This window comes from Exiguobacterium sp. GL_137 (assembly GCF_057834585.1).
Genome location: NZ_CM174406.1, coordinates 2,148,396 through 2,172,532 on the forward strand (window position 1 = coordinate 2,148,396; position 24,137 = coordinate 2,172,532).

At 46.4% G+C, this 24,137-nt stretch carries 22 protein-coding genes; 7 read left to right on the forward strand and 15 right to left on the reverse strand.

Going from position 1 to position 24,137, the window contains the following annotated elements:
* Position 1 precedes the first annotated feature (1 nt).
* Positions 2-619 (reverse strand): succinate dehydrogenase cytochrome b558 subunit, encoded by a 618-nt coding sequence (locus tag AC3IRK_RS11335; protein ID WP_114595289.1) that lies wholly within the window; start codon positions 617-619, stop codon positions 2-4.
* Positions 620-843: 224 nt separating this feature from the next.
* Between AC3IRK_RS11335 and AC3IRK_RS11340 the strand changes: the two genes are divergently transcribed.
* Together AC3IRK_RS11340 and AC3IRK_RS11345 are read left to right on the forward strand one after the other, a co-directional pair.
* Positions 844-1,263 carry a DUF2507 domain-containing protein gene (locus tag AC3IRK_RS11340; protein ID WP_131502764.1) on the forward strand — a complete coding sequence of 140 codons (420 nt, stop codon included), beginning with the start codon at positions 844-846 and terminating at the stop codon, positions 1,261-1,263.
* A gap of 109 nt (positions 1,264-1,372) precedes the next feature.
* Positions 1,373-1,987 (forward strand): PH domain-containing protein, encoded by a 615-nt coding sequence (locus AC3IRK_RS11345; protein WP_012371029.1) that lies wholly within the window; start codon positions 1,373-1,375, stop codon positions 1,985-1,987.
* Between the two features lie 101 nt (positions 1,988-2,088).
* Here AC3IRK_RS11345 and uvrC read toward each other — a convergent pair whose 3' ends face one another.
* The gene (uvrC, locus tag AC3IRK_RS11350) at positions 2,089-3,873 is read right to left on the reverse strand and encodes an excinuclease ABC subunit UvrC (RefSeq protein ID WP_489169980.1); all 1,785 of its coding nucleotides are present in this window, start codon (positions 3,871-3,873) and stop codon (positions 2,089-2,091) included.
* Between the two features lie 82 nt (positions 3,874-3,955).
* On the opposite strand from uvrC, the gene AC3IRK_RS11355 reads away from it, so the two are divergent.
* Both AC3IRK_RS11355 and AC3IRK_RS11360 read left to right on the forward strand, forming a co-directional pair.
* Positions 3,956-5,278 (forward strand): dihydrolipoyl dehydrogenase family protein, encoded by a 1,323-nt coding sequence (locus AC3IRK_RS11355; RefSeq protein ID WP_489169981.1) that lies wholly within the window; start codon positions 3,956-3,958, stop codon positions 5,276-5,278.
* 22 nt (positions 5,279-5,300) lie between these two features.
* Positions 5,301-5,678, forward strand: coding sequence for a VOC family protein (locus tag AC3IRK_RS11360; RefSeq protein WP_131972409.1), 378 nt, complete (start codon positions 5,301-5,303; stop codon positions 5,676-5,678).
* Positions 5,679-5,738: 60 nt separating this feature from the next.
* Here the strand turns inward: AC3IRK_RS11360 and trxA are convergent, their stop codons facing one another.
* From trxA to zapA, 11 genes are all read right to left on the reverse strand, one after another.
* Complete coding sequence (trxA, locus tag AC3IRK_RS11365) at positions 5,739-6,101, reverse strand: thioredoxin (protein ID WP_131502768.1); 363 nt, start codon at positions 6,099-6,101, stop codon at positions 5,739-5,741.
* A gap of 116 nt (positions 6,102-6,217) precedes the next feature.
* Complete coding sequence (locus tag AC3IRK_RS11370; protein WP_489169982.1) at positions 6,218-7,180, reverse strand: electron transfer flavoprotein subunit alpha/FixB family protein; 963 nt, start codon at positions 7,178-7,180, stop codon at positions 6,218-6,220.
* Positions 7,181-7,195: 15 nt separating this feature from the next.
* A complete protein-coding gene (locus AC3IRK_RS11375) occupies positions 7,196-7,969 on the reverse strand; it encodes an electron transfer flavoprotein subunit beta/FixA family protein (protein ID WP_114595283.1) in 774 nt (257 codons plus the stop codon).
* Between the two features lie 81 nt (positions 7,970-8,050).
* Positions 8,051-8,629, reverse strand: a complete 579-nt coding sequence (fadR, locus tag AC3IRK_RS11380; RefSeq protein ID WP_012371036.1) for a fatty acid metabolism transcriptional regulator FadR — start codon at positions 8,627-8,629, stop codon at positions 8,051-8,053.
* Between the two features lie 71 nt (positions 8,630-8,700).
* Positions 8,701-10,374: an AMP-binding protein gene (locus AC3IRK_RS11385; RefSeq protein ID WP_214852879.1), complete on the reverse strand. Its 1,674-nt coding sequence runs from the start codon at positions 10,372-10,374 to the stop codon at positions 8,701-8,703.
* 173 nt (positions 10,375-10,547) lie between these two features.
* Positions 10,548-11,441: a YitT family protein gene (locus tag AC3IRK_RS11390; RefSeq protein ID WP_114595280.1), complete on the reverse strand. Its 894-nt coding sequence runs from the start codon at positions 11,439-11,441 to the stop codon at positions 10,548-10,550.
* Positions 11,442-11,625: 184 nt separating this feature from the next.
* Positions 11,626-12,033, reverse strand: coding sequence for a DUF350 domain-containing protein (locus tag AC3IRK_RS11395; protein WP_012371039.1), 408 nt, complete (start codon positions 12,031-12,033; stop codon positions 11,626-11,628).
* 11 nt (positions 12,034-12,044) lie between these two features.
* A complete protein-coding gene (locus AC3IRK_RS11400) occupies positions 12,045-14,411 on the reverse strand; it encodes an endonuclease MutS2 (RefSeq protein WP_489169983.1) in 2,367 nt (788 codons plus the stop codon).
* Positions 14,412-16,127, reverse strand: coding sequence for a DNA polymerase/3'-5' exonuclease PolX (polX, locus tag AC3IRK_RS11405; RefSeq protein WP_188004585.1), 1,716 nt, complete (start codon positions 16,125-16,127; stop codon positions 14,412-14,414).
* Between the two features lie 45 nt (positions 16,128-16,172).
* The gene (locus AC3IRK_RS11410) at positions 16,173-16,721 is read right to left on the reverse strand and encodes a CvpA family protein (RefSeq protein WP_114595277.1); all 549 of its coding nucleotides are present in this window, start codon (positions 16,719-16,721) and stop codon (positions 16,173-16,175) included.
* Between the two features lie 2 nt (positions 16,722-16,723).
* The gene (zapA, locus tag AC3IRK_RS11415; protein WP_012371043.1) at positions 16,724-16,960 is read right to left on the reverse strand and encodes a cell division protein ZapA; all 237 of its coding nucleotides are present in this window, start codon (positions 16,958-16,960) and stop codon (positions 16,724-16,726) included.
* A gap of 119 nt (positions 16,961-17,079) precedes the next feature.
* Between zapA and rnhC the strand changes: the two genes are divergently transcribed.
* Positions 17,080-18,000, forward strand: a complete 921-nt coding sequence (gene rnhC / locus AC3IRK_RS11420) for a ribonuclease HIII (RefSeq protein WP_188004586.1) — start codon at positions 17,080-17,082, stop codon at positions 17,998-18,000.
* Between the two features lie 18 nt (positions 18,001-18,018).
* Here the strand turns inward: rnhC and AC3IRK_RS11425 are convergent, their stop codons facing one another.
* Positions 18,019-19,488 (reverse strand): UDP-N-acetylmuramoyl-L-alanyl-D-glutamate--2,6-diaminopimelate ligase, encoded by a 1,470-nt coding sequence (locus AC3IRK_RS11425; RefSeq protein ID WP_131502776.1) that lies wholly within the window; start codon positions 19,486-19,488, stop codon positions 18,019-18,021.
* A gap of 531 nt (positions 19,489-20,019) precedes the next feature.
* Here AC3IRK_RS11425 and AC3IRK_RS11430 point away from each other — a divergent pair.
* Both AC3IRK_RS11430 and AC3IRK_RS11435 read left to right on the forward strand, forming a co-directional pair.
* Positions 20,020-20,457 (forward strand): MarR family winged helix-turn-helix transcriptional regulator, encoded by a 438-nt coding sequence (locus tag AC3IRK_RS11430; protein WP_131502777.1) that lies wholly within the window; start codon positions 20,020-20,022, stop codon positions 20,455-20,457.
* Positions 20,454-21,638, forward strand: coding sequence for an MFS transporter (locus AC3IRK_RS11435; protein WP_188004588.1), 1,185 nt, complete (start codon positions 20,454-20,456; stop codon positions 21,636-21,638). Before AC3IRK_RS11430 ends, AC3IRK_RS11435 begins: the two co-directional genes overlap by 4 nt.
* Before the next feature lie 102 nt (positions 21,639-21,740).
* Here the strand turns inward: AC3IRK_RS11435 and pheT are convergent, their stop codons facing one another.
* The gene (gene pheT / locus AC3IRK_RS11440; RefSeq protein ID WP_489169984.1) at positions 21,741-24,137 is read right to left on the reverse strand and encodes a phenylalanine--tRNA ligase subunit beta; all 2,397 of its coding nucleotides are present in this window, start codon (positions 24,135-24,137) and stop codon (positions 21,741-21,743) included.

The following is a 24,137-nucleotide window of genomic DNA, read 5'->3' on the forward strand; positions in this document are numbered from 1 at the left end:
CTTACAACACGCCTGCAAACGTCAAGATCGAGCGTACGCCTACAAACGATAATCCGATGAATACGAGGGCTGCCACATAAGACATCGCTTTTTGAGAAGCGGGTGATTGTGTGATTCCCCATGTGATGCAGAACGTCCAGAGACCATTCGCCAAGTGGAACGTCGTCGCTAAAATTCCGACGATGTAGAAGGCAAGCATGAATCCGTTATCGACGATATTTTGCATCATACTCGCATCAACTGCCGTACCCATTGCTGCTGCAATCCGTGTTTCCCAAACGTGCCATGTGATGAACACGACGAGGAAAATACCTGAAAAGCGTTGTAGCACATACATCCAGTTCCGGAAGTATGTATAACGACCTGTGTTCGCGGAACCTGTAAATGCGATGTAAACACCGTAGATACCGTGCAGGATGATTGGAATGAAGATGACAAACACTTCCAAGAACAACCGATACGGAACGCTCCCCACGACTTCCGCAGCCTTATTAAAGTCTTCCTCCCCACGAACGATGAAATAGTTCGTCGTAAAATGAGAAAGTAAAAATAACCCGATTGGAATGACGCCGAGCAGTGAGTGTATTTTACGCCCCACGAAATCACGATGATTCGCCATCCAAATCCCCCCTTTTGTTTGCCAATCAAACGTTGGCGCATTTTGGTAGAAAAGCGCTTTCATAAGGAAATTCGTCTTTTCATCACTTATTCTACTCCTGTCCTTTTTATAAGACAACCCGAGCCGTTGCATTTAACTGCAAATAACTGCAAATTTTTTCAGGAAAACAATGACCGAGGAGAATTACCCCGCTATAATAGTTTCAGAGATAGGAGTGATTGTTGATGGATTCAGTACCAACGCCCTCTTCCGCATTCGGAATCGAACTGATTCGCGACTATGTGCTGATGGATTTACTAGGAACAGATTATCGCCATGTCATCTATTGGGCAGGCAAGCGACTGGCACGTGAATTCCCGATCTTAAGTGCCGAAGAAGCGACTCCCTTTTTTTACGAAGCAGGTTGGGGACATCTCGAACTAAAGAAACAAAAAGGAAACTCCCTGAGTTTTTTATTAACACCGCCCGAATCGACACGCCTCGACCGTCCTGCAGGTTATTTTCAACTGGAAGCCGGCTTTTTAGCGGAACAATTTTCCCGACTGCATGGTTGTGTGGCTGAAGGATACGCTGAATTAAATAAAACCCACGTGCAGATTTTAATTGAGATGGATCCAAAAGATCCGATTGAACGTTCACTTTGAAATCCGGACAGGAGTTTGAAGGCAAACCTCGAATTCTTGAAACATGAAACCTTTTTAGTTTGATTGCCGTATCAATACTCAGTCGCATCTACCAAAGGAGGAATTTTTTATGTTCAAGAAACTAGCAGCCGATTTAACAGGATTCAGTGATATTGGGCAAGTGATTCACCCGGACGATTTTGACAAGGCCGCCGCGGATGACTATGTGTTACATGAAGACGGCGAAAAAATTTATTTTTTAATCAAATCGAAAACAGATGAGTATTGTTTTACGAACCTAGCGCTTGTTCACCTTGATGGCGAAAGTGCCGTCAGCTCAAAACGTGTTCTCTATCGTTATCCATATGCGCATTACCCGATTCGTCATGTCATGTTTGAAACAGCCGGTACAGTCGACCTTGATGTCGAAATCAAGTTCGAAATCGGTGGAAAACATTACTCGATTGATGTCGATAAAAAACAGCTTGAACACGTGAAGGATCTCTACAAAGCACTTCTTGCGATTGCCGAGAAGCAATACGAAGGACAAAAAATGCTTGAGTTCGCCAACAGTTCACTGAATCATTCCGTGACGATTCTCGGCGGTCTTCGCCAAGGCGACATGAATGTCCCGCAAACGTTCAAAGACTTATCGCAAGAGTCGTTCGACTGGTTACAGGGTCATTATTACAAATGGAATCAAAAAGACTTTGGTTCGTTCTACGAAAAATATATCAACAATTAAAACCAATGCTTTAACTTAATCTGAAGGACCACTATAAAAAACGCGCCAGCCTCTCGCTTTCTATCAGAAATCCGAGGGAATGGCGCGTTTCTTTTTTTATTTTATTCTTCATTCGTCTGACTGAGATATTCCGCAACCGCCTCCGCTAACTTAACGGGTAAGCCCGCTTCCGTCAGCTGTTCGATGTTCGCTTTCTTCAAACTCCGCATCGATCCAAAATGACGGATCAACTGTTGACGGCGTTTTGGCCCCACTCCGGGAATATCGTCAAGCAACGACCGGGTCATTCCTTTTGAGCGCAATGACCGGTGGAATGTGATGGCAAATCGGTGGACCTCGTCTTGCATGCGTTGCAGCAGATAAAACGCACTCGAACGTGGATGCAGTTCAATCAACTGCCCGCCTTCCCCGAACAATAATTGACTCGTCCGGTGCTTATCATCTTTTTTCAGTGAGCCGACCGGCAGGGATAACCCCAGTTCATCTTGAATGACTTCAAGTGCCGCATTTAATTGGCCGAGTCCACCATCAATCAAAACGAGATCCGGTAATCGAGCTCCTTCGAGCAGAAGGCGTCGGTAACGCCGTCTGACGATTTCCCGCATCGATTCATAATCATCCGGTCCTTTGACCGTCTTGATTTTAAATTTGCGATACTCTTTTTTGAGCGGCTTCCCGTCTTCGAAAACGACGAGTGCCGAAACGGCATCAGCACCTTGGATATTGGCATTATCAATGATTTCAATCCGCGATAACGGATGGATACCAATCGCATCGGCAAGTTCCTGGACAGCCTGAACGGTTTTCTTTTCATCACGGGCAATCAGTTCGAACCGTTCGCCGATTGCATTCTCCGCATTTTTCGTCGCAAGATCAAGCAACTTACGTTTTGACCCTCGCACCGGGACATGGACACGCAAATCAAGCGCTTCTTTGAGCAACATCTGATTGACGAGGGGGGGCACATAAATTTCGCTGGGCTTGATATTTTTTTCGTAGAACTGAACGATAAAACTCTCGAGCTCTTCTGCCGGTGTTCCGTAAATCGGAAACAGTGATACATCGCGCTCGATCATTTTTCCGCCGCGCAGGAAAAAGACCTGGACACACATCCATCCTTTATCGACATAAATCCCGAAGACATCCCGGGCAGTCAAATCTGCTGTAATCATATTTTGCTTATTCATGATGGATTCAATCGCCCGAATTTGGTCACGTAACTCCCCTGCCCGTTCGAATTCCATTTCCTCCGCTGCAACACTCATCTTTTGTTGCAACGACTGGACCAGGTCTTTTGTTTCTCCCGACAAGAAACGGCGGATTTCCGAAACGATGTCTTTTTGAACGCCTTCCAGGTTCGGAATTTCGCAAGGACCGAGACATTGACCAATATGATAATACAAACACAATTTCTTCGGCATCGGCTGACATTTTCGCAATGGATACAATCGGTCGAGCAGACGTTTCGTTTCGTTCGCAGCATAGGCGTTCGGATAAGGACCAAAGTAATGTCCGCCGTCTTTTTTTAATTTACGGGTCGTAATCAGACGCGGATACGTCTCATTCGTAATTTTAAGATACGGATAGGATTTATCATCCTTCAGCATGATGTTGTATTTCGGATCGTGTTTCTTGATCAGCGTCATCTCAAGAAGCAAGGCTTCGAGCTCGCTTCCGGTGATGATGTATTCAAAATCACGAATGTCTGCGACAAGCCGTTCTGTCTTTAAATCATGCGCTCCGGTGAAATAAGACCGGACACGGTTCTTTAAATTTTTGGCTTTTCCGACATAAATGACCTCATCGAATTGATTTTTATGCAGATAGCAGCCTGGTTCGTCAGGTAAAAGGGATAATTTCGCCTTAATATGTTCTTGATGACTCACAAAAATGTCTCCTTCCACCGTTTCTAGTTTTACGTTATAGGGTAAATATCATACATTGATTATGACACATGGGGGATAAAAAATGCGTACATACGATTGCATTGTAATAGGTACAGGCTCAGCCGGGAATCAAGCAGCTTATAAATTTGCTGAAAAAGGACTTAACGTCGCCATCATCGAAAATTTTACACCGGGCGGTACTTGTGCCCAACGCGGTTGTGATGCTAAAAAGATTCTACTCACCGGCAGTGAAGCAAAGGATGCCGTCGAACGTCTGCTGGGATATGGACTAAAAGGCCTTGTATCCATTGACTGGCGCCAACTGATGGAACGGAAAAATGAATACACACGCGCCATCCCGGAACAAACCCGAAATCGGTATGATGACTTGGGTATTGACTACTATCACGGTGAACCGCGTTTTCTATCCAATAAAAAGCTTCTGGTTGATGATATCGAGTTGGAGGCCGAACAATTTTTGATCGCGACCGGCCTTCGACCACGCGAGCTGTCCGTTCCCGGAAGTGAACGTTTCCTCAACAGTAATGAATTTCTGGAATTACGGGATGTCCCCCGTCGCCTGGTTTGCATCGGTGGAGGATACATTTCGTTTGAATTTGCTCACCTGGCACGAATCGCCGGTGCCGAAGTGACGATTCTTCTTCGTTCAAGTGCACTTAAACAATTTGAACACGAATTAGTTTCCGTCTTGCTCGAAGCGACACAAGCGCTCGGTATTCAGATTCTTCATGAAACGGAAGTCGTATCATACTCGGATACGACGTTGACGCTTTCCGACGGAACACGCTTAGAAGCTGACGTTGTCTTGAATGCAACAGGTCGTATCGCAAGCATCGAACATTTGCAATTGGAAAAAGCAGGTGTTGTTTACGAAGAAAAAGGAATCCATGTGAACGACTATTTACAGTCTTCCGCTCCGAACATTTATGCAGCGGGTGATGTCGCAGTCAGCGGAAACCCTGCCTTGACTCCTTTCGCTGGGACGGAAGGACGTCTTGCGGCCTGTAACATGCTTGAAGGTAATAGACGCCGACTGGAGTTACTTCCTGTGCCGAGTATCGTCTTTACCACGCCGAACCTTGCAAAAGTCGGGCAGACGGAGGCCAGTCTAAAACAAAACAATACAAGATACCGCGGGAAATTAATTGATACCTCGAGTTGGCAAACAAATGTCCGAATCAAAGACCCGTTCGCTCGGGCAAAAGTATTGATCGGGGAAGACGATCAGATTCTTGGGGCACATTTCATCGGCGTCCATGCTGCAGAACTGGCCAATTATTTTTCGTTCGCGATGCAACACCGGATTCCAAGCTCCGCCTTGCAAAAAACAAGTTTTGCTTATCCGACACCGGCATCTGACATTGCTTCGTTACTTGAAGACTGATTGATGAAAGCGAGGGGTTAACATGGTTCGTTACGGATATACGATTCTATACATTACTGATCCCGTAAAGACCCGCCTGTTCTATCATGGTCTGCTTGGGCTTCCGATTAAAGCTGAGCATGGAAGTTATACGGAATTTGACACCGGATCAACGATTCTTGCCTTCAATACAAAAGAAGACGTTCGTTCCATCATTCCCTATGAAATTCCGGACAAAACCGTTCAACAATCGATGGAACTTGGTTTTGTGACGGAGGATGTGGCTCATTTGTATGAACAGATTAAAAAGGCCGGTCACAAAATCATCTTGCCTCCGACTGAAAAACCGTGGGGGCAAACTGTTGCCTACGTGCTCGATCCGGACGGTCATCTGATTGAACTTTGTTCGCCGATAAATTGATTTCACTCAAAAAAGGCATTCCGTTGATTGACGGAATGCCTTTTGAAAGTGTGCTTAGAATCAGTTTGATGTTTCGACGAATTCTTTTAATGCATCTTTAGGCATGAAGCCCATTGTTTTGTTAACCGGTTGACCGTCTTTGAACAAGACGAGTGTCGGAATACTTTGGACTTGGAAAGCTCCAGCGACTTCCGGGTTAGCGTCAACATCAACTTTAACGATTTTCACGTTTTCCATGTCTGCATCGAGTTCTTCAAGAACAGGAGCAAGCATGCGACAAGGTCCGCACCATGTTGCCCAGAAATCAACGAGAACGAGACCTTCTTGTGTATCTTCTTTAAACGATTGGCTAGTTGCGTGTACGATTGCCATTGAGAAAAACCTCCTATTTTTAGATTGGTTTGATTTATTTATCGAACCCATCTTTTTACTGACTTGAGTATAGCACAGCCCTACCTTACAACAAACGAAACTGCTCAGACAAGTCATAGCAAGAAAAAAGAAGCAAAGAAGTTACTCTTCGCTTCCTTTCCGCTGTCTTAATGGACAAGCATTTTTTTGAATTCTGCTGTTAACAACGGGACGACATCAAATAGGTCGCCGACGATTCCGTAATCTGCCACCGAGAAGATATTCGCTTCCGGGTCTTTGTTGATGGCGACGATGACTTTCGCGTTCGACATGCCGGCTAAATGTTGAATCGCACCGGAAATCCCGCAAGCGATATACAAGTCGGGTGTAACGACTTTACCCGTCTGACCGATTTGCAGGGCATAGTCACAATAGTCTGCATCACAGGCACCACGTGATGCACCGACTGCGCCGCCGAGTAAATCAGCCAGTTCTTGAAGCGGTGCAAACCCATCCGAACTTTTGACCCCCCGTCCACCGGCAACGATGACTTTTGCTTCCGATAGATCGACTCCGCCCGTTGCTTTTCGAACGACTTCCGAAACGATTGTCCGTAAATCCTTCAATTCAACGGTTACCGATTCGACAGTCCCTTCGGAAGAGCCTTCAGCCAGTGGTTCGATGTTGTTCGGGCGGACTGTAAAGAGCGTTTTTCCTTCTGATACCTTTACTTTTTCAAAAGCTTTTCCTGAATAGATCGGTCGGATGAAAGAAGCATCTTCTCCCGTTCCTTCGATTGACGTGACATCACTGATCAATCCCGCTTGCAGTTTCGCTGCAATTTTCGGTGATAGGTCTTTACCGAGTGATGTATGACCAAATACGATGACGTCTGGCGCAACACGATCCAGCAGTTGCATGAAGACTTGTCCGTATCCGTCCGGTGTGTAATGCTGCAATCGCTCGTCTTCAACGACGAGGACTTGATGGGCGCCTCGTGTCGCAAGTTGTGCTGCATCTGCCGCCACGTTTTGTCCGATTAAGGCAACTACGACTTCATCTGCCACTAGATTTGCTGCTGCAATTGCTTCAAATGATACATTTCGTAAATTCCCGTCCCGTGATTCCGCAAGTACAAGTGCTTTTGACATATCGTTTCTTCCCCCTTAAACTACTTTTGCTTCGTTGCGTAATAATGAAGCGAGTTCCTGGACCTGTGTCGACAAATCACCTTCTAGAATTTTACCGGCTGCTTTATTTGGCGGCAAAAAGCGTTCGACCGTTTCAAGACGGGGTGCAAGTTCATCCTCATCTAATTCAAGATCAGATAATTCGAGTTCTTCGAGTGGTTTCTTTTTCGCTTTCATGATGCCCGGAAGACTTGGATAACGGGGCTCGTTTAATCCTTGTTGTGCCGTAACGAGCAATGGTAACGATGTTTTAATGACCTCCGTATCCCCTTCCGAGTCACGTGTTACGACAGCATCCGTTCCGTTTAACTCCAGTTTCGTAATCGTCGTGACATACGGGATGTCAAGCAGTTCTGCGACGCGCGGAGCGACTTGCCCGCTTCCTCCGTCAACCGCTACATTCCCGGCGATGATCAGATCGACCGTCTGTTCCTTGAGATATCCGGCCAAAACTTCTGAAATCGAATAGTGATCCGCTTCTTCAATATCGTCTTCAATCGAAATCCGGACTGCTTGATCAGCACCCATTGCGAGGGCTGTCCGAAGTTCTTTATCCGCATCTTCCGGTCCGACTGTTACGACCGTCACCGTTCCGGATTGTGCATCCCGTACACGGATAGCTTCTTCGACTGCATATTCGTCATAAGGATTGATGATGAATTCTGCACCATCCTCTTCGATTTGACCATTTTCGAGCTGAATTGCTTCTTCCGTATCAAATGTTCGTTTTAACAAGACGTAGATTTCCATTCTTCGTTCCCCCTCGTATCAACTTCTATTGACCACCATCATTTTTGTATCCGCTTACAAAAAGTTTTTCATGAAAAGGGCTTAACTCAGCCCTTTAATTAACATGCGATGAATACCGTGACGCGTTTCGAGCAACTCGTATTTAAACCCGCTCGCCATCCAGCTCGTCACGACCTCGTCAATCGTGCCGAACACCATTTGCCGTGCCAAACGATAATCCAGCTCGTTTGAGAACTCTCCCGATTCCATCCCGTTTCGAATCACACGATCAATCAGATGGAGATACGGTTTTAAAACCGTTGCGATATTATGGCGCATCTCTTGATTCGATTGGCGTAACTCGATTTGCGTGACGACGGCCAAATCATAATCAACCGACAACTGTTCAAGATGCGCTTCAATGAGCGCTGCCAGTTGTTGTGTCGCTGATTGATGATGTGCGATTTGCGCCTCCGAATATTCGATGAAACTACCCATCTTGGCTTGGAACAAAGAAATTAATAAGTGCTCCTTGTTCTTGAAGTAAAGATAAATCGTTCCATCCGCTACGCCTGCTTCTTTCGCGATAGCTGTTACTTTGGCACCGTGGTAGCCATTTTTCGCAATCACCTTCACTGCCGCATCAATGATGCGATCACTCTTAGACATCGTTCTTTTCATAAGGCTATCTCCTAACACATAAAATGAATGATGGTTCATTCATATTTATTCTATCATGTCATTTCGAGCTGTCAACTGCTTTCTTCCAGTTGTTTTGCCCGTTCTTCCTCGACTAAGACACGGCGCAGGATTTTCCCGACAAACGTTTTTGGTAACTCTTGTCTGAACTCATATTGCTTCGGCACTTTGAATGACGCCAAACTTTTCCGGCAGAAGTGATCCAGTTCCTCTTCTGTCGTCTTCATGTCATCTTTCAAAACGATGAAGGCTTTAACTGTTTCTCCACGGTAGGCGTCCGGCACACCGATGACGACGGCTTCTTTGACCGCCGGATGTTCGTACAAAATCTCTTCGACTTCCCGGGGATAAATATTGAATCCCGAGGCGATAATCAAATCTTTTTTCCGATCAACAATCCGGAAATAATGGTCCTCTCCGATATATCCAAGATCACCTGTGTGCAACCATCCGTCACGCAGAACAGCCTGCGTATCTTCCGGACGTTTCCAGTATCCTTTCATGACTTGCGGACCGCGGACAAGAATCTCCCCGATTTCTCCTGGTGCAGCCGGCGTTTCTCCGTCCGGTTGAACGATTTTCGCCATCGTATCCGAAACAGGAATTCCGACTGTTCCGGGAACCCGTTTATCCCAAATACAGTTCGTATGCGTCACCGGACTTGTTTCCGACAACCCGTATCCTTCGACGATCCGCCCGCCCGTTACCTGTTCAAATTTTTCTTGTACTTCAACCGGTAACGGTGCCGATCCTGAAATACACGCTTCGATTGAGGATAAATCATATTTTTTCAATTTTGGATGATTCAACAATCCGACATACATCGTCGGTGCACCTGGAAACAGGCTTGGTTTTTCTTTATCGATCGTCTTCAAGACTTGTTCTAAGTCAAATTTCGGTAAAATGATCTGTTCATATGCATTGAACATACCGAAGTTCAAGTTACATGTCATACCGTAGACATGGAAATAAGGGACGACTGCCAACAGCTTTCTCCCGTCTCCCCGTGAATATTTATAGAACCAATGACTGATCTGTTCGACATTGGCACTTAGATTAAAGTGCGTCAACATGACTCCTTTAGGCGCACCGGTCGTTCCGCCTGTATATTGTAACACTGCGATATCTTCTTTTGGGTCGACACTCACCGGTTCAATCATCCCACTCCCGCGATGGGACAGAAAAGGAATCGATCCTGTCGTATCAATGATGATATTATTGTCTTTCCGGGACTTGATCGGATACAGTTTATTTTTAGGAAATGGCAGATAATCAGCAATGCTTGTCGTGACAACGGTTTTTAAACGTGTATTCGCTTTGACACGTGAAGCTTTCGGATACAGCAAATCGAGTGTGACGAGCATCTTCGCGCCTGAGTCGACGAGAATTTGTTCCAGTTCACGGTCCGTATATAACGGATTGACTTGAACAACGATTCCACCGGCGTACAGCACTGCATAGTAACTGATTATATACTGCGGACAGTTCGGCAACATCAAACCGACGCGATCCCCCTTCTCAAGCCCGGCATCTTGCAACACTTGTGCAAAACTCCGGGCTTCCTGCCGTACTTCCTGAAACGTCATACGTTTCCCGAGAAAACTAAGGGCTCTCCGCTCCGGAAACTCATCTGCCGCCTCTTCAAGTGCCTGATAAAGCGGTACTTCACGATAGTCGATTGATGCAGGTACTTGTGCCGGATAATCCTTTAACCATGCTGAATCCATTCCATTCCCTCCCTGTAACTGAATTACTATTCATTTTTATTATACGTTTAATTCAGCCATAGCGGCTAGTCTTCTGTTAAAATAAATTTCATTTTTTCCAAATAACAGGTATTTCAAAACATACAAAAAAAACCACCCGTGAGATTTCACGAGTGGTTGACGCTTTAAGACATTTAACGGGATGGATACGTAAATCCTTCTCCGATGACTTCCCGTACTTTATGAATGACGACAAAAGCACGCGGATCGGCCGCTTCGACGATTTGTTTCAATGGCGCGAGCTGACGTTTATCGACAATCATGTATAACATGTCGTTTTTCTGTTTCGTAAAATGACCGTGACTGTGGATGACGGTCGCACTGCGTCCCAGTGTTTCAGTCAAAATCGTCGCGATTTCTTCCTGACGGTGACTGATGATCGTGACGGCTTCCCGGACATTCAATCCTTCACTGACCAAATCAATTAAATACGAACCGATGATGATGGCAATTAACGTATAGAGCATCGTTTCTTCGCCGAACAAAAATCCGGACGCCCCGACAACCGTCACATCGATGATGAACATCGATACGGCAATTCCTAAATTCAGATATTTGTTCATCAACCGGGCGATGATGACACCACCGCCGGTCGTTCCACCTGCCCGGATGACAAGACCGATTCCGAGACCGATCAAGATTCCGGCATAGACCGTCCCGATCAGCCGGCTGTCGGAACTCGTTGCGAGTGACGCCGTTGACGACAGGACAAACGAGGTCGTTGCAACGGAAATGACAGAATAGATCATCGTTTTCCGACTTAAGAAGCGATAGCCGACGACAAACAGTAATGCATTCGCAATTAACGAGACTAAACCGGTATCCCACCCATACAGGTAGTAGAAGATGACGGTAATCCCGATCAATCCTCCTTCAGACAAGTCATTCGGAATCGTGAAGTAGTTGATGCCGAACGCCAGGATAGCTGAACCGATGATGACCCAAAAGATATCTTTCCAGGAAATCAGTTGCATCGCTTCAAAGGCGCGCCGCCGTATTTCATTCGTATTGGTTTTTTTGACATTCATAGTCGTTTCCTCCTTCATTTTTTTGTGTCCTGCCAATAAAAATTCCGTACTGAATCAATCTCAGTACGGAATAATCACTCGGCAGAGCCAGTTCTTTTAATTCATAAAAATCCATAACAGACCGACGACCAAAAAGGCAATCGATACACCGAACATGATTTTTGCTAATCGTTCTAACACCTGTTCACCCCACTAACGCTGAACCAATCACATAAGACATCCCGATCGATAACGAACAGGAGATGATGCCGACAGCGATATTTCCTTTTTCGATCTCCCGGTCGACCGGAAGATTCGGAGTTAAGAATTCAAAAATCCAATAGGTCGAAATCAATAGTAAAAATCCGAAGGCACTCTCTAAAAAGATTGCCCCGACACGCTGCTCACTTTGAACAGCAAAATGAACGATATTTGCCAGACCAATGATCTTGCCACCGGTCGCCAGCGCTACAGCGATGTTTCCACTCTTGATATGTTCCCAGTTTCGGTATCGGGTTGTCAACTCAAAAAGTGCCAGACCCATGATGATCAATAGTCCCGCAACCGAATATAAAGCTGTCGTGTAGACATAGACGTTTTCAAAAATATTCACCTAACCGCGCCTCATTTCAATTCGATGATCGTCACACCGTGTCCACCTTCACCTTGACCGCCTAAGCGATGCGTTTTGACATGACGGTTGCCACGTAGATATTCTTGTACTCCTTGACGCATTGCTCCTGTCCCGAGACCATGGATGACACGAATCTGTTCGTAGTTGGATAACAATGCCTGATCCATGAACCGGTCGAGTTTCGCAAGCCCTTCCTCAACGCGGACACCACGTAAGTCCAGTTCGGCTGAAGCAGCGGATTGTTTCGTAATGCTTGTTCCACCGGAGCGTTTTTTAGTTTTCGAAGCCGTTTTCGCTTCGCCGACTTTGGCGAGATCCCCCGGCTTGACGTTTACTTTCATGATCCCGACTTGAACCGTATATTCACCATTCGAATTTTGATTGATGATATATCCTTTCTGGTTGAACGTCGTCACTTTTACTTCTTCACCTTTGGCAAAGACCGGAGCCTGATTCGTTTTTGCTTTGACCTTGGCAATCCGTTGATCTTGTAACGAAGGTTTCGCTTGCTCGAGCTGTTTACGGGCTTCAATCAGTTCGTGCTCTTTGACAGCTCCCGCGTCACGTAATTCTTTCAGACGTTTGATGACAGCTTCCGCTTCTTTTTGTGCCCGTTCGACTGCACGCGTTGCCTTTTCTTCTGCTTTGGCCAGGATTTCATTTTTTTCTTGATGAATCTCTGCTTGTTCCCGCTCGAATTCTTCCCGTTCTTCCACTAATCGTTGTTGCTCCTGCAACAATTCCCGCTCTAAGGATTCAGCACGTTGTTTTGCTTCCGCGAGTCGTCCGATCATCGTTTCAACAGACTGGGCGTCCGTTCCGACTTGATCGCGGGCCGCATCAATGACACGGTCATCTAACCCAAGTCGTTTCGAAATTTCAAAGGCATTCGAACGTCCCGGTACACCAATCAGCAAGCGATACGTCGGACTGAGCGACTCGACATCAAACTCCATCGAGGCATTAACAACGCCTTCCCGGTTGTAACCGTACGCTTTCAGCTCCGAATAGTGAGTCGTCGCAGCGACACGTGCCCCGCGTCGTTTCACTTCATCCAAGATGGCAATCGCAAGTGCCGCCCCTTCCGTCGGATCTGTTCCGGCTCCGAGCTCGTCAAACAGGACAAGACTCATGAAATCAATTTTCCCCATCATCGAAACAATGTTCGTCATGTGGGAACTGAATGTCGAGAGATTTTGTTCGATGGACTGCTCGTCCCCGATATCCGCATAAATCGCGTCAAAAACACTCAACTCTGTCTCATCCGCTGCCGGCACGTATAACCCGGATTGGACCATCAATTGCAGTAAACCGATTGTTTTCAGCGTGACGGTTTTCCCGCCAGTATTCGGTCCCGTGATGACAAGTGACGTAAACTCACCGCCGAGCGAGACCGTGATCGGTACGACTTCATCATCCGGAATGAACGGGTGCCGTGCTTCTTTCAGGACGATATGACGATTTTCATTTAATTTTGGTTCAACGGCACGAATCGTGTGACCGTATAAGGCTTTTGCCATGATGAAATCAAGTTCTGCCAAGACGTCGACGTTGATTCGAAGTGAATCACCAACCGAGCCGACCAGCGCCGAAAGTTGGGCTAAAATCCGTTCGATTTCCGCTCGTTCTTTAAGGCGGGCTTCCTGAATTTCATTGTTGGCGGCAACGACTGCTTGCGGCTCAATGAACAAAGTCGCACCGGACGCCGATTGGTCATGGACAATTCCGCCAAAAGCTTGACGGTACTCTTGTTTGACAGGTACACAATAACGATCATTCCGCATCGTGACGATGGCGTCGGATAACATCTTCGACTTACTGCGTAATACACCGTCGATTTTCGAGCGGACCTGCCCTTCGAGGGAGCGTAATTGACTCCGTAAAGAGCGAAGTTTATCGCTTGCCGAGTCTTGAACGGTTCCTTGATCATCGATGGCGTGACGAATTCCTTGTTCGATTTCCACCAGTTTCGTAATCTGCTCGATCCGGCTATCAAGCGCCGGTAATCGGAGATCCGGGTGATCTTCATGCAACCGTTCCTGGAAGGCTTTGACTTGACGTCCGGAATAGACGACGTCGGCAACTGCCAACAATTCACTGGTCGAGAGGACAGAGCCGATTTCCGCCCGTTTTACCTCACTGCGGACATCCGTCAGTCCACCAAACGGGTAACGGTCGCGCAGCCGGTAGACTGTCGTCGCTTCTGTCGTCAAAGCAAGCAACGATTTCACCTGCTCGAAATCTTCCGCCGGCTCCATCTTCCGCACAAATTGAGCCCCCAGTGAACTGGCTGTTTGTTTTGCGAGTAGTTCTTTTAATTTATCGTATTCTAATACACGTAGTGCATTGGTATTCATTTACTTCACTCCTAAACGTTTTCGATCAAAAAAAGCACGTGCTTCTTTTGCAGTCCACGTATTAATGACATCGGATGGCTCCAAATATGCTTTACGTGCATGCAGGACACCAAGTTTCATATCTTCTAACATTTCCGGACGATGGGTATCGGTATTGATCATGATTTTAACCCCTGCCGCCTTCGCTTTTGCAAGGGACGAGGCGGTTAAATCAAACCGTCCGGGATTTGCATTCATCTCCAGTGCCGTCCCGGTTTCAGCCGCCAACTCGACGAGTCGATCGATGTTGACTGCATATCCGTCCCGCCGTCCGATGATCCGTCCGGTCGGATGGGCAATTAAGGAGACATAGGGATTCCGACAGGCATTTTCAAGCCGTTGCATGATTTCCTCTTCCGTCTGATCAAACTTGGAATGAATCGAGGCGATGACATAGTCCATCTCTTGTAAAAATTCATTCTCGTAATCCAGTGAACCATCCGGTAAAATATCCATCTCGACCCCGCATAAAATCGTCATTGCCGGATGTTTTTTGCGTGCTGCTTCAATTTCGACACGCTGCTTCCGCAATCGTTCTTCCGTCAATCCATTGACGAATTTCATATATTTACTGTGATCGGTAATCGCCATCCAGGAATATCCCCGCGCCGCACAAGCATCGACGAGTTCATCGACAGACAACGTACCGTCCGACCATGTCGTGTGCATATGGACATCCGCTTTGATATCCGCCTCTTGAATCAACTTGTCTAAATCTGCTTCGAACTCCAGACGACCTGCTCGCAACTCCGGTGGGATGAACGGCAAATCATAACGGGCAAACAGCTCCTGTTCCGTTTTTGGCTGGAACAGACCGTCCTTGGTTTCGACACCATACTCCGAAATGCTTTCGCCGCGCTCTTTCGCCAGTTGCCGCATCCGGACATTATGATCTTTTGAGCCCGTAAAGTGATGTAACGTCGAAGCAAATGCCAAATCATCCACTAATCGGAAATCAACTGCAATATACGCATCGTCCCGTTTGAGGACAATCGAGACCTTCGTTTCCCCGGCAGCAATGATTTCATCGATTTGTTCAATTTCAAGCAATTGTGCTTTCACTTCTTTTGGTTGATCTGTCGAGATGATGAAATCGAGATCCTTACAAGTTTCTTCCGCACGCCGAAAACTTCCTCCGACTTCAAAACGAATGATCTGATCAATCCTGGCTAATGTCCGCTCCAGTTCACTGACACTTTTGCGCATCACACCATACGGTAATCGTTCTGGTCGCGTCTCGAACGTTTCCAGTGCCTTACTGTATTTTTCGACGGTCTTTTTTCCGAAGCCTGGCATTGCTTCCACTGTACCATCCGCCAGTTTCTCAGCGAAGGAATCTGCATCAATGACCCCGACTTCATGCAATTTTGCTAATTTCTTCCCACCAAGTCCCGGAATCTTCAATAAGGCGATCAATCCTTCCGGCACCTGTTGCTCCAGTTCTGTCAAAGCTGTACTCGTTCCGGTTTCACGAAATTCTTCAAGTACTGTGGCCGTACCTTTACCGATTCCTTTCATCGCTGTAAAGTCTTCAATTGCCATGAAATCCAGTTCTGCCGCTTCAAGCAGACTCGCTGCCTTTCGAAACGCATTGATTTTAAACGGATTTTCCCCTTTTACTTCGAGATAAACTGAAATTCTTTCTAAATGTCGAATCGCATCTTGTATCGTCCGCATGTTCAATTCTCCCCTCAAAAAAAGCTCCCATTCAACGGGAGCACGTTATTTTATCAAACCGACTTTTTGCATCAACCAATCTGCAAGCACTGGTGTATGTTGAATCATGAACGAGGCTAAACTCGAATTTGCAATGGCATCCTGAATCGACTGAACCGGAGCGAAGGCGGCCAAGAATAAAATCAGGAAGATGAAAATATACATCTCGATGAATCCGAATACTCCACCCAATAGACCTTTTACCTGCTTGAGAACCGGAATATTCGTCAGTGAATCAAACATCGCAATGATGATGGATAACACGATTTTCGTCACAAAAAACAAGACGATGAACCAAAAGGCTTTGTAAAACACTTCATCCAAACCGACTGAACTCGGGATGGAAAACATCGTCAAATCAATTCCGGCATCATCCAGCGTCGATGGATAGGGAATCCATAACTTGAACTTCTCGGCCAGTTCATCGTAAAACGATAAAGCGACGATAAACGAGATAATCAAGCTTAATAAATGACCTATCTGTAACACTGCACCCCGACGGACGCCCGTCATCGTACCTAAAGCTAAAAACAATAAGATAACAAGAGAAATCATGTTTAAAGTTCACCCAAATTCTTTTTGATTTTGACATAATCACTACCGATATTGAGAGCTGCCAAGACAGCAATTTGTCGAACGTCGAGTTGTGGTGCCTGGTCTCTGATTTCACGAATTTTTGTATCCACGAGGAGACCCACTTCGCGTACATGTTCAGGTGACTCCGTTCCGACAATCGTATAATCGTTTCCTGCAATATGAATCGTCGTCCGGTTCAACCCTTCTGAATCAGCCATTTTCCTGTCCTCCTCATACTTTGCTTCATTCATATAGTACCATCATTTTTGAAATAGGAAAAGAAGTCCACCATCCGACTTAAGGATGGTATGCTTATTTCCGAAAGGGTGATTAAGCCATGGGAACAGTCGTTTTAAAGTTAACAAAAGAAAAACAAGAAACCGTCATTTCGGATTTTGGACGTCATCAAGTCTCTCCTCCTCCGTATGCACGTTTCGCCGCCCGAACAACCGGATGTATTTTGACCGTCTATAATTCAGGTAAAGTCATGTTTCAAGGGCAAGAAGCAGAAACAGTCGCTGCCCGGTATGGCTCGCCTGTTGCAAAAAAAGCAGCTTCGACGGCAAGCGGCTCTTTACCTGAAGGATTTGCCAATTGGTCGGTTGTCGGCAGTGATGAAGTCGGAAAAGGTGACTTTTTTGGTCCCTTAGTCGTCGTTGCTGCTTATGTCGACAGCACGAAAATCAAACTGGTCCGTGAGCTCGGGGTCCGTGACTCTAAAAATGTCTCTGATCCGGAAATCCGAACGATTGCGCGTGATCTGCATGCTGTCATTTCTTATGAATATCGTATCCTTCATAATCCGGATTACAATCAAATGCAACGGACGATGACACAAGGCAAAATGACCGCCCTGCTTCATAATGCGGCGCTTAATGGATTACTCACTCAACTGGAAGAACCGCCGCAAGCCATCTTAATTGATCAATTCGCCGAAAAGGCCACCTATTATAAACATCTTTCCGGAGAAACAAAACAAGTCAAAGACAATGTCTATTTTTCAACGAAAGCAGAAGGATTACATGTCGCTGTCGCGGCAGCTTCTATCCTAGCACGGGCCATCTTCTTAAAGGAGATGGACAAATTGAGCCGACAGACCGGCATGGAAATTCCTAAAGGAGCCGGTGCTAAAGTCGACCAGGTCGCTGCTTCCCTCTTGTTAAAATACGGACCTGAACGCTTACAAGAATGGACAAAATATCATTTTGCCAATACGAAAAAAGCAGAAGCTTTAGCTGAGAAAAGAAACCGACCATAATCAAAAATGGTCGGTTTTTCACATGGCAGACTCTTGACCGGATAATCGAATCAGTTCATCCGTTAAAATCTTGATTTCATCGAACGGAACATGCTCCGTCCCAATCTGTTCAAACCGTTCATGTCCTTTACCGACGATGACCATCCGCTTTCCGGCCAATGCAATCTTTGCCGCAATCTGAAGTGCTTCTTTTCGTGACTCATGACACGTAATGATTTTCCGGGGAGCGATGTCACTCAGAAGCTCTTTAATGATCTGCTGCGGGTTTTCGTGCCTCGGGTCATGAACCGTCACGATGATTCCATCACAATACTGACTGGCAATACGTCCCATCACTGCCCGTTTGGAACGATCCCGTTCACCGGCTGCACTCAATACCAGATATAAGGGTTCACCCGGAAGAGACAATGCTTTCAGACATTTCTCCAGTCCGTCCGGTGTATGTGCATAATCAATATACACTTCACACCCCTCGAACGGAATCTGTTCCAAGCGTCCTTTTGGCAAACGAAGTTCCGGTATGTGTCGAATCAATTGGTACATATTGACTTCACCTGCCTGCATCAGTCCGATTGCCGCCGCAAGATTCGCCGCATTGAAGTCTCCAAGAAGAAAGACCGGAACCTCAGTCACTGTCCCGTCAATCCGGACACTGACTGTTTCTTCTTTCCATTCCACCGTGATGGGTGCTTCCGACAACGCATTTGTCGCATACCAAGTGACAGGTACCCCTTCCGCTGCTCTCGCCATGACGTGGCTCGCCGGATCAGCTTCATTAAGAATGACCGCTTGACCACCGCTCGTTGCGACTTGTTTAAACAACAAGGCTTTTGCCTCCGCATATTCTTCCATCGAGGCATGATAGTCGAGATGATCATGGGTCAGGTTCGTAAACGCCGCTGCATAAAACTGTACTCCTTCGACGCGCCCTTCCATTAAAGCATGGGAAGAAACTTCGATTATACAATCCGTGACGCCCTGCTCGACCATTTGATGTAACAGACGATGTAAAATGATGGCTTCCGGTGTCGTATTCGGTGTATCAATCATCTCTCCGTCAATCATCGCACCAATCGTACTGATCATTCCTACCTTATGTCCGGCAGCACGGAATAAATCATAGGTCAATTTTGTTGTCGTCGTTTTTCCGTTCGTACCTGTTATTCCATAAACCCGCATTTTTTGACTCGGATGGCCGTAAAACAAATCCGCCACTTGTCCTGCAGCATGTTTTGTATCCTGTAACATGACGACCGGAACGGCTAATCCACGTAATGGCTCTTCCGCTAAAATTGCAACGGCTCCGTTTGCAACGGCCTCTTCGGCATACTGATGACCATCAACGGTATATCCGCGTACACAAATAAACAGACTCCCGTTTGTCACTTCGCGCGAGTCTGTCGCGATACTCGTGATGGAGGGATTTTCTTCGCATGTAAGTTGGAATGGAGCAATTAATTCTGACAGATGTTTATATGGACGATTCATGATGTAGGTTCTCTCCTCCTAAGTTTAAGCGAACGGTGACATTGTTCAGACCGGTTTTGCCGCTAAAAAATACAGGTCATCTCATCTCCAGTTAAACTTCAGGTGATGATGGTAAAATTAAGTTAAGTAATGAAAGAGTACATCTCCGACTTTTTTAACATGTATTGTTATTCAGAATCAAAGGTATCATTCGACGAATTCAGCCCAGTATCGAACAACAGCTCTCTTTTCGTAAAATTACCCTATTTCCGGCAAGCTGTAACGTTTTATTTTTAATAGCCGATCATTTTGGCTTCTAGAAATTTCAAACTCTTCATTTAATGCGCTTAACTAATCCGCTATGTGCTTAACTAATGTGGTGACTCCATCATCTGATTGATGCACGACGACTACTCGAATCGACTGCTAGCTGCATCAATTACCTTCATGTTGACCATCCTTTCCGCTTCCTTCAGAAAAATCACTTGTCATCGTGTCATCGATCCGGTATACTCCTTTAAGTTAACTAGTTAACTTAAAGGAGTTTTTTATATGAACACATTTCAAGAAGATTTGTTAGGACAATTATCCAAAGTAGCACGCCTCGCCAAACGTGATATCGATGCGGCGCTTCTGCCTTTTTCGTTACACACCGGACAATGGGGTTTAATCAAAGCGGTCGCCATTCTCGAACCCGTTTCGCAAGTTGCCTTATCTAAATACTTAGTCATTGAAAAACCCGCTGTCACCAAGACCGTTGCGCGTCTCGAAGAGTTGGGCTACATCACGCGAACGGGTTCTGGGCGTAAACGCCTGATTACTTTAACCCCTTCCGCCCGTCAGTCTTATCGTGAAATCGATCAAGCAGTCCAGTCGGCTCATCGTGCATTTCTGCAACCTGTTTCAGTCGACGACCAAACCATCATTGCAGCAGTCATGACACAATTACTGGCAACACACCGTCCAGATGAACAGGAGGATTCCCTTTGAAAAACCGTTTATTTCATCGTCATTACGTGCTGACTTTATTGATTAATCTGTTGTTGTTCATTACATTTTATCTACTCAATGCTTCGCTTCCGTTACTTGCCGCTAAACAATTTGATGTTTCTCAAGCTGCACTTGGCTGGGTCGTGACCAGCTTCATTTTAGCAACCGTCTGTTCCCGACCATTGATTGGTCATTGGCTTGACCGCCATGACGTCAAACGGATGCTGTTAATTTCAGCAGCATTGTTTACAACAATGAGTGTCTTCTATCTGTTGGTTCTTCCTTTGAATTCTTTTTTGTATCTCATCATCATCCGCATTTTTCACGGTTTTAGTTTCGGAATGTTATCTTCATCCATCAGCTTGGCCGTAACGACACTCATTCCGAAAACCCGCCAAGGTGAAGGCATGGGGTACTTTGTTTTATCCATGAATCTCGCATCCGTTCTCGGACCGGTCATTGGACTCAGTTTGATTCAACACGATGCCTTTTTCCTTTATTTCATCACGGTCGCACTGCTTGCATTCGTTTCACTCGTACTTATGATCCGTTTGCCGTTGACGAGTCAACATGTACCGAATACGCGGGTATTCCGGCTTCATCAATCACTTTTCCTGTCTCGTCCGTTATTATTACTTGCAACTGCTCTGGCCGGTGTCGCAATCTCCAGTACAGCGGCTTTTATTTCGCTGTATACGGATTCGATTGGCCATATTTCCTACGCCTCTTACTTTTATGCCCTCGTCGCCCTTGGCATGGTGGCAATCCGTCCGCTTGCCGGCAGATGGTTTGACCAAAAAGGACCAGGCTTCGTTTTATTTCCTTCTTACCTGCTCTATGGTCTCGGTTTTATTCTCTTAGGAGTTTTCCCTTCGTTACCCGGGTTACTTTTGGCTGCACTCATCATCGGAATCGGATCGGCTTCGATTTTCCCTGGACTCCAGACGGTGATGCTGACCTATGCCGCACCACACCAAAAAGGGAAAGCCATTTCCACCTTTTTCTTGGCTTACGACAGCGGGTTTGGTCTCGGCGCATTACTACTGTCGGGTCTTGCAGCCAAAATCGGCTACTCGAATATGTTTTTGTTTTGCAGTGCCATCGTCCTCACAAGTGGTTTCATCTACTTTATTTTCAACCGCCGAAATGAACCACCGCATGAGCAAGAACTTGCTTCATGATTTTCTGTATGTATCAAAAGGGAGCTGGATGTACATTCATCCAGCTCCCTTTTTCGGGCAATCATTTACTTTTGAGTACATCTTGAACGCTGTATGACACGATTAAGAACGTAACTCGGCTTCAAACGATGATTGAAGCGCTTCGATTACTTGTTGATGGGCTGTCGCGACTTCTTCATCGACGAGTGTCCGTTCTTTATTTTGATACCGTAACGAGAATGCAAACGACTTTTGATCGGCTCCGACATTATCACCGGTATACACATCAAACAGTTCCACTTGTTTCAACAGAGGACCTGCTGCTTGCATGATGACGGCTTCGACTTCACTCGCAGATACTTCACGCTTCAGCACAACCGCGACGTCACGTGTCATCGATGGGAAACGTGAAATCTCTTGGTAGACGCGAGCTTCTTTTGAGTGCAATGTCATCGCATCGAGTTCGAAGACATATACTTCCTTCAGACCGTATTCTTCTTTAGATAATCCAGGATGAACTTGTCCGACAAAGCCAATTGCTTCACCGTCAAGGAAAATCCGTGCCGTCCGGCCCGGGTGCATCGATTGCATGGCTACAGCTTCATACGTTAAGGAGACATCAAGTGCTTCGGCGAGCGTCTCGACGATTCCTTTCATGACGAAGAAGTCTGCTTTGACATGCGTCCCGTGAACACGGTGTTGCTCTGCCAGCCCTACCATGATTCCTGCTACCATTTCTTGTTCAAGAGGCAAGGTCTCAAGTGAAGCATCACGTTGCAGATAAACACTTCCGAGTTCATAGTAGGCAAGGTCTGCATGTTGCCGCGCCGCATTGTGTTGTGCGACTTCAAGCAATCCTGGAATCAACGAGGTCCGGAGTGTTGAACGGGCTTCACTGATCGGCATCGCTAGTTTAACAGGATGTAAATCCTGCTGTTCGTTGAATTGCATTGCGCGTTGCTCACTCGTCAAGGAGTACGTAATCGCTTGTGAGAGACCTGCACCTTGAAGAAGGTGACGAATCTTACGGCGATGCTGGTTACGTTTTGGTAAGAAACCGCGACTCGCTTCCCGCGGTAGGCTTGACGTCAACGCATCATATCCGTAAAGACGGGCGACCTCTTCCGCTAAATCAGCCGGAATCATTAAATCTTGACGACGTGTCGGTACACTGACTGTCAATGCATCTGCTGACAGCTCGACTTCAAGACCAAGACGTTCGAGCAAATCTTTCATGACAGTTCCTTCAATTTCCATACCAAGACGGTGGTTAATATACGAGACACTACCTTCAATCAGATGATCCTCCAGTTGAAGTGTACCGGCTTGGGCTGTTCCGGATAATACCGTACCTCCTGCAAGTTCAGCAATCAGCATTGCGGCCCGATCAAGTGCCAACACGACACGACGCGGATCGACACCTTTCTCAAAACGCGAGCTCGAATCTGAACGAAGACCTAACACGCGGCTTGTTTTCCGAACGGATGCCGGTTCAAAGTAAGCAGATTCGAGGACAATCGAAGTCGTCGTTGTATCAACTTCCGTGTTCGCTCCCCCCATGACACCGGCAAGTGCCACCGGACGTTCGCCGTCTGTAATGACGAGCATTGACGGATCAAGTGTCCGTTCAACTTCATCTAATGTCTGGAACGTTTCACCGGCTTTTGCTTGGCGCACGACGATTTGTTGTCCTAATTTTTTTTCATCAAAAGCATGCAACGGTTGTCCCGTCTCCAGTAAGACGAAGTTCGTGATGTCGACGACATTGTTAATGGGGCGGATTCCGTTCGCGATCAGACGATTTTTTAGCCATAATGGGGATTCACCGATTGTAATATCACGAATTTCCCGGGTCGCATAAAACGTACAGGCTTCCGAGTCCAGTTGAACGGTGACTTGAGTCGATGCCGTTCCCTCAGCTACTTCGACGTCCGGGAAGACAGGTGTTGAATTCAAGATTCCAGCAACTTCGTGTGCCACGCCGTACATACTCAAACAATCCGAACGGTTCGGCGTCAATCCGAGTTCCAATACCTCATCATGCAGACCAAGCAATTCAAGGACGTCCTGACCCGGTGTGACCGGTTCACGGAACGTATGAATGCCATCCTGTTCATCTTCACGGATGTATTTTTTCTCAAATCCGAGTTCTTCAAGCGAACAGATCATGCCTTCTGAAACAACACCACGCAGTTTAGCGCGTTTGATTTTAATGCCAGGCAGACGGGCTCCGACACGAGCGACGATGACATCTTGTCCGGCATCGACATTCGGTGCACCACAAACGATTTGAACCGGCTCTTCTTGCCCGATATCGACCGTCGTGACGTTTAATTTATCGGCTTCCGGGTGTTTTTCTTTCGTCAGAACATGACCGACGACGATATTACTTAAGTCAGCATCCCGCACCTCGACAGATTCGACTTCAATCCCACTTTTCGTAATCAAGTCAGCTAATTCCTGACCTGTCTTCTGACGAACATCAACAAATTCCTGTAACCATTGTTTTGAGACTAACAT

Excerpts from the sequence above, each read along its gene's own strand:
- AC3IRK_RS11360 (WP_131972409.1), top strand. The coding sequence starts at position 5,301 with ATGGTTCGTTACGGATATACGATTCTATACATTACTGATCCCGTAAAG.
- AC3IRK_RS11410 (WP_114595277.1), bottom strand. The coding sequence starts at position 16,721 with ATGATTTCTCTTGTTATCTTATTGTTTTTAGCTTTAGGTACGATGACG.
- rnhC (WP_188004586.1), top strand. The coding sequence starts at position 17,080 with ATGGGAACAGTCGTTTTAAAGTTAACAAAAGAAAAACAAGAAACCGTC.
- pheT (WP_489169984.1), bottom strand. The coding sequence starts at position 24,137 with ATGTTAGTCTCAAAACAATGGTTACAGGAATTTGTTGATGTTCGTCAG.
- AC3IRK_RS11340 (WP_131502764.1), top strand. The coding sequence starts at position 844 with ATGGATTCAGTACCAACGCCCTCTTCCGCATTCGGAATCGAACTGATT.
- AC3IRK_RS11425 (WP_131502776.1), bottom strand. The coding sequence starts at position 19,488 with ATGAATCGTCCATATAAACATCTGTCAGAATTAATTGCTCCATTCCAA.
- AC3IRK_RS11430 (WP_131502777.1), top strand. The coding sequence starts at position 20,020 with ATGAACACATTTCAAGAAGATTTGTTAGGACAATTATCCAAAGTAGCA.
- AC3IRK_RS11390 (WP_114595280.1), bottom strand. The coding sequence starts at position 11,441 with ATGAATGTCAAAAAAACCAATACGAATGAAATACGGCGGCGCGCCTTT.
- zapA (WP_012371043.1), bottom strand. The coding sequence starts at position 16,960 with ATGGCTGATTCAGAAGGGTTGAACCGGACGACGATTCATATTGCAGGA.
- AC3IRK_RS11335 (WP_114595289.1), bottom strand. The coding sequence starts at position 619 with ATGGCGAATCATCGTGATTTCGTGGGGCGTAAAATACACTCACTGCTC.
- AC3IRK_RS11400 (WP_489169983.1), bottom strand. The coding sequence starts at position 14,411 with ATGAATACCAATGCACTACGTGTATTAGAATACGATAAATTAAAAGAA.
- AC3IRK_RS11375 (WP_114595283.1), bottom strand. The coding sequence starts at position 7,969 with ATGGAAATCTACGTCTTGTTAAAACGAACATTTGATACGGAAGAAGCA.
- fadR (WP_012371036.1), bottom strand. The coding sequence starts at position 8,629 with ATGAAAAGAACGATGTCTAAGAGTGATCGCATCATTGATGCGGCAGTG.
- AC3IRK_RS11370 (WP_489169982.1), bottom strand. The coding sequence starts at position 7,180 with ATGTCAAAAGCACTTGTACTTGCGGAATCACGGGACGGGAATTTACGA.
- AC3IRK_RS11345 (WP_012371029.1), top strand. The coding sequence starts at position 1,373 with ATGTTCAAGAAACTAGCAGCCGATTTAACAGGATTCAGTGATATTGGG.
- trxA (WP_131502768.1), bottom strand. The coding sequence starts at position 6,101 with ATGGGTTCGATAAATAAATCAAACCAATCTAAAAATAGGAGGTTTTTC.
- polX (WP_188004585.1), bottom strand. The coding sequence starts at position 16,127 with ATGCGGACGATACAAGATGCGATTCGACATTTAGAAAGAATTTCAGTT.
- AC3IRK_RS11355 (WP_489169981.1), top strand. The coding sequence starts at position 3,956 with ATGCGTACATACGATTGCATTGTAATAGGTACAGGCTCAGCCGGGAAT.
- AC3IRK_RS11385 (WP_214852879.1), bottom strand. The coding sequence starts at position 10,374 with ATGGATTCAGCATGGTTAAAGGATTATCCGGCACAAGTACCTGCATCA.